This window comes from Micromonospora foliorum (genome assembly GCF_022229015.1).
Lineage (GTDB): Bacteria > Actinomycetota > Actinomycetes > Mycobacteriales > Micromonosporaceae > Micromonospora > Micromonospora foliorum.
The window spans coordinates 1-3,562 of sequence record NZ_JAKKFF010000279.1; the positions used below are offsets into that span (position 1 = coordinate 1).

The 3,562-nt window shown below is 71.2% G+C and carries 3 protein-coding genes and 1 pseudogene; 1 reads left to right on the top strand and 3 read right to left on the bottom strand.

Going from position 1 to position 3,562, the window contains the following annotated elements; all coding sequences use genetic code 11:
* From PSH25_RS20555 to groES, 3 genes and pseudogenes are all read right to left on the bottom strand, one after another.
* Positions 1 to 821, bottom strand: a pseudogene (locus tag PSH25_RS20555) (molybdopterin-binding oxidoreductase); the annotation flags it as partial.
* 126 nt (positions 822 to 947) lie between these two features.
* Positions 948 to 2,588, bottom strand: a complete 1,641-nt coding sequence (gene groL, locus PSH25_RS20560) for a chaperonin GroEL (RefSeq protein WP_112624388.1) — start codon at positions 2,586 to 2,588, stop codon at positions 948 to 950.
* Positions 2,589 to 2,658: 70 nt separating this feature from the next.
* A complete protein-coding gene (groES, locus tag PSH25_RS20565; protein WP_007465101.1) occupies positions 2,659 to 2,967 on the bottom strand; it encodes a co-chaperone GroES in 309 nt (102 codons plus the stop codon).
* A 265-nt stretch (positions 2,968 to 3,232) separates the two neighbouring features.
* On the opposite strand from groES, the gene PSH25_RS20570 reads away from it, so the two are divergent.
* On the top strand, positions 3,233 to 3,562 hold a 330-nt coding region (locus tag PSH25_RS20570; protein WP_502361356.1), incomplete at its 3' end, for a DUF8688 domain-containing protein.

A 3,562-nucleotide genomic window follows, 5' to 3' on the forward strand; every position in this document is an offset into this window, starting at 1 on the left:
GGCGGGGCGGGGGTGGGGGGGGGGGGACGGCGGAGCGGGGCGGGGGCGGGGGAACCGGCCGGGCGAGCCGCCAGCAACGGCCACCGGAGACCGGCCACCACGGCCGTGCCGAGCAGCACCCCGCTCCCGGTGAGGAACCGCCGCCGCGACTCCGGGTCCACCTCGGCGGGCCCGACCGGCTCGACCGCCGCCGTCGGCGCAGCGGGAGTCACCGGCACCGGCCCCGCCGGCGACACCGGACCGGCCGGCGGCACCGAACCGCCGGACGACACCGGCCCAGCCGGTGAAACCGAACCGCCGGACGACAGCGGACCAGGCGGCGACACCTGGCCAGCGGACGGAAGGGGACCGGCGGTCGGCGTGGGCGGTGACCAGGGCCAGGGGTTCAGCTCGAACGGTCCGGCGATGAACAGCCAGAGCACCAGGGCGCCGAGACCGGCGCCGACCAGGGACGGCAGCGCGTCGGCGAGGTCCGCGCCGGAGCGGGTCAGCGCGGCGGCCACGCCGATGGCGCCGAACGCGGCGATGCCGGCCAGGCCGAGTGCCAGCCGGCGGATCGCCAGTACGCCGAACAGCGCCGCGAAGCCGCCCAGCAACACGGCCGTGCCGACCAGCAGCGCGATCTTGTCGGCGGTGCCGAAGAGGTCGATGGCGAGTTGCTTCAGTGACTCGGGGACGGCGTCGACGATGACCCCGCCGACCGCGACCAGGGGCGCCGACCGGGGGCCGGTCAACACCGCGACCGGTTCGGCGATCCCGATCGCGACGGCGGCGGCGGTGACTCCGGCCAACGCGGCGTACCGCCGTGACGTGGTGCTCATCGGCCCAGTGTGCGCGATCATCTCGTCCGGTCGCCAACAACGTCAGCGTTCGGTAATGACCTACCAGCCCGCAGAACGAAGCGGGGCACACCGCCTACGGCGGTGTGCCCCGGTGTCGCTACCGGATCAGAAGCCCGGGCCGTGCTGGTGGCCGTGACCGTGGCCGTGACCGCCACCGGCGGCCGGCTCGGCCTGCTCCGGCTTCTCGACCACGAGGCTCTCCGTGGTGAGCAGCAGACCGGCGATCGAGGCGGCGTTGGTGACCGCGTTGCGGGTCACCTTCACCGGGTCGATGATGCCGGCCTTGACCAGGTCGACGTACTCGCCCTTGGCGGCGTCGAGGCCGTTGCCCCAGTCGAGGTCGGCGACCTTCTGCGTCACGACGTAGCCGTCGTGACCGGCGTTCTGCGCGATCCAGCGCAGCGGCTCGACGAGCGCCTTGCGCACGACCGAGACGCCGACCTTCTCGTCACCGGTGAAGCCCAGGTCGTCGTCGAGCACCGAGCGGATCTGCACCAGGGCGGCGCCGCCGCCGGGGACGGTGCCTTCCTCGACCGCAGCCTTGGTCGCCGCGATGGCGTCCTCGATGCGGTGCTTGCGCTCCTTCATCTCGACCTCGGTGGCCGCGCCAGCCTTGATGACGGCGATGCCACCGGAGAGCTTGGCCAGCCGCTCGGCCAGCTTCTCCCGGTCCCAGTCGGAGTCGGAGGCCTCGATCTCCTTGCGGATCTGGGAGACCCGGTCGGCAACGTCGGCCTTCTGGCCGCCGCCGTCGACGATCGTGGTGTTCTCCTTGTCGACCACGACGCGCCGAGCGGTGCCGAGCACCTCCAGGCCGACCTGGTCGATCTTGTAGCCCAGCTCCGGGGCGACCAGCTCGGCGCCCGTGGAGATCGCGATGTCCTGGAGCATCGCCTTGCGCCGGTCACCGAAGCCCGGAGCCTTGACCGCACAGACCTTGAGGGTCTTGCGCAGCGAGTTGACCACCAGGGTGGAGAGCGCCTGGCCGTCCACGTCCTCGGCGATGATCAGCAGGGGCTTGCTGTTCTGCAGGACCTTCTCCAGCAGCGGCAGCAGCTCCTCGATCGCCGAGATCTTCTGGGTGGTGACCAGGATGTACGCGTCCTCAAGGACGGACTCCTGACCCTCCAGGTCGGTGACGAAGTTCGGCGAGATGAAGCCCTTGTCGAACTGGAGACCCTCGGTCACGTCCAGTTCGGTGGTGAGCATCGAGCCTTCCTCGACGGTGATGACACCGTCGCGGCCGACGCGCTCCATCGCCTCGGCGATCAGATCGCCGATCGTGGAGTCCTGCGCGGAGATCGTCGCCACGTTCGCGATCGACTCCTTGCTGGTGACCTCGGCGGCACGGCCGAGCAGCGCCTCGGAGACCTTGGTGGCCGCCGCGTCGATGCCCCGCTTGAGGCCGGCCGGGTTGGTCCCGGCGGTCACGTTGCGCAGACCCTCGCGAACCATCGCCTGGGCCAGCACGGTCGCGGTGGTGGTCCCGTCGCCGGCGACGTCGTTGGTCTTGGTCGCCACCTCCTTGACCAGCTGCGCGCCAAGGTTCTCGTACGGGTTGGTGAGCTCGATCTCCTTGGCGATGGTCACACCATCGTTGGTGATCGTCGGCGCACCGAATTTCTTGTCCAGGACGACGTTGCGCCCGCGCGGGCCGAGGGTGACCTTGACCGCGTCCGCGAGGGCGTTGACACCGTGCTCCAGCAGGTGTCGGGCGTCGTCCGAGAAGCTCAGGATCTTCGCCATTAATGTCCCTTCGAAGCGCCATTGCCCCGGCCCGGCGAGCCGGACCGGGGCAGTGGCACTGATCGGTTGCTTACTTCTCGATGACCGCGAGGACGTCGCGGGCGGAGAGCACCAGGTACTCCTCGCCGGCGTACTTGACCTCGGTGCCGCCGTACTTCGAGTAGAGGACGGTGTCGCCGACCTGCACGTCAACCGGAACCCGGTTGCCGTTGTCGTCGACGCGCCCCGGGCCCACAGCGAGGACGGTGCCCTCCTGCGGCTTCTCCTTGGCGGTGTCGGGGATCACGATGCCCGACGCCGTGGTGGTCTCAGCCTCGTTCGCCTGGACCACGATGCGGTCCTCGAGCGGCTTGATCGCAACCTTGGTCGCGGTAGTCACGGGCATACCCTCCTGGGGTACTGGTTTCGTTGCTGGCCAGCGGGGCTGACCAGCGTCAATCTGCCTCATGCCACCGGGCGGTGCCGTCGTCGCGGGTGCCGGTCCGCCTGGCGTGCGCACCCGGGTCGCGAGACCCGGAAGCTGGCACCCTCAGGGTGAGAGTGCTAATCGCAGGTTATTCCGTGGCTAGCACTCCGTCAAGGAGAGTGCCAGCGCGTCGCGCCCCGCCAGCCAGGATTTCCGGGGTGGCCGGGACAATGGGCGGGTGGATCTCGATCAGCTGGCGGCGCTGCGTACCCCCGAGGGGTCGGCCGCGCTCACGGCGGCGGCCGGGCTGGCCGGTGGTGATCCACTGGTCGCGGCGTCGGCGCTGCGCGCGGCCGGGGTGCCGCCGACGTTGGCCGCGGCGGCACTGACCCAGGCCGAGCTGCGTCATCGGGCGGTGGGCAAGTTCGGCCCGGCCGCCGCTGGGATGTTCCTCACCCGCCCCGGCCTGGAGCAGGCCACCCGACGGGTGGTCGCCGACCGTCGGGCCGCCCGGTTGTACGCGGCCGGCGTCCGCACCCTGGCCGACCTGGGCTGCGGGCTCGGGGCG

What these genes read in the sequence shown, in the direction of transcription:
- groL (WP_112624388.1), bottom strand. Translation starts at nt 2,588, where the DNA reads ATGGCGAAGATCCTGAGCTTCTCGGACGACGCCCGACACCTGCTGGAG.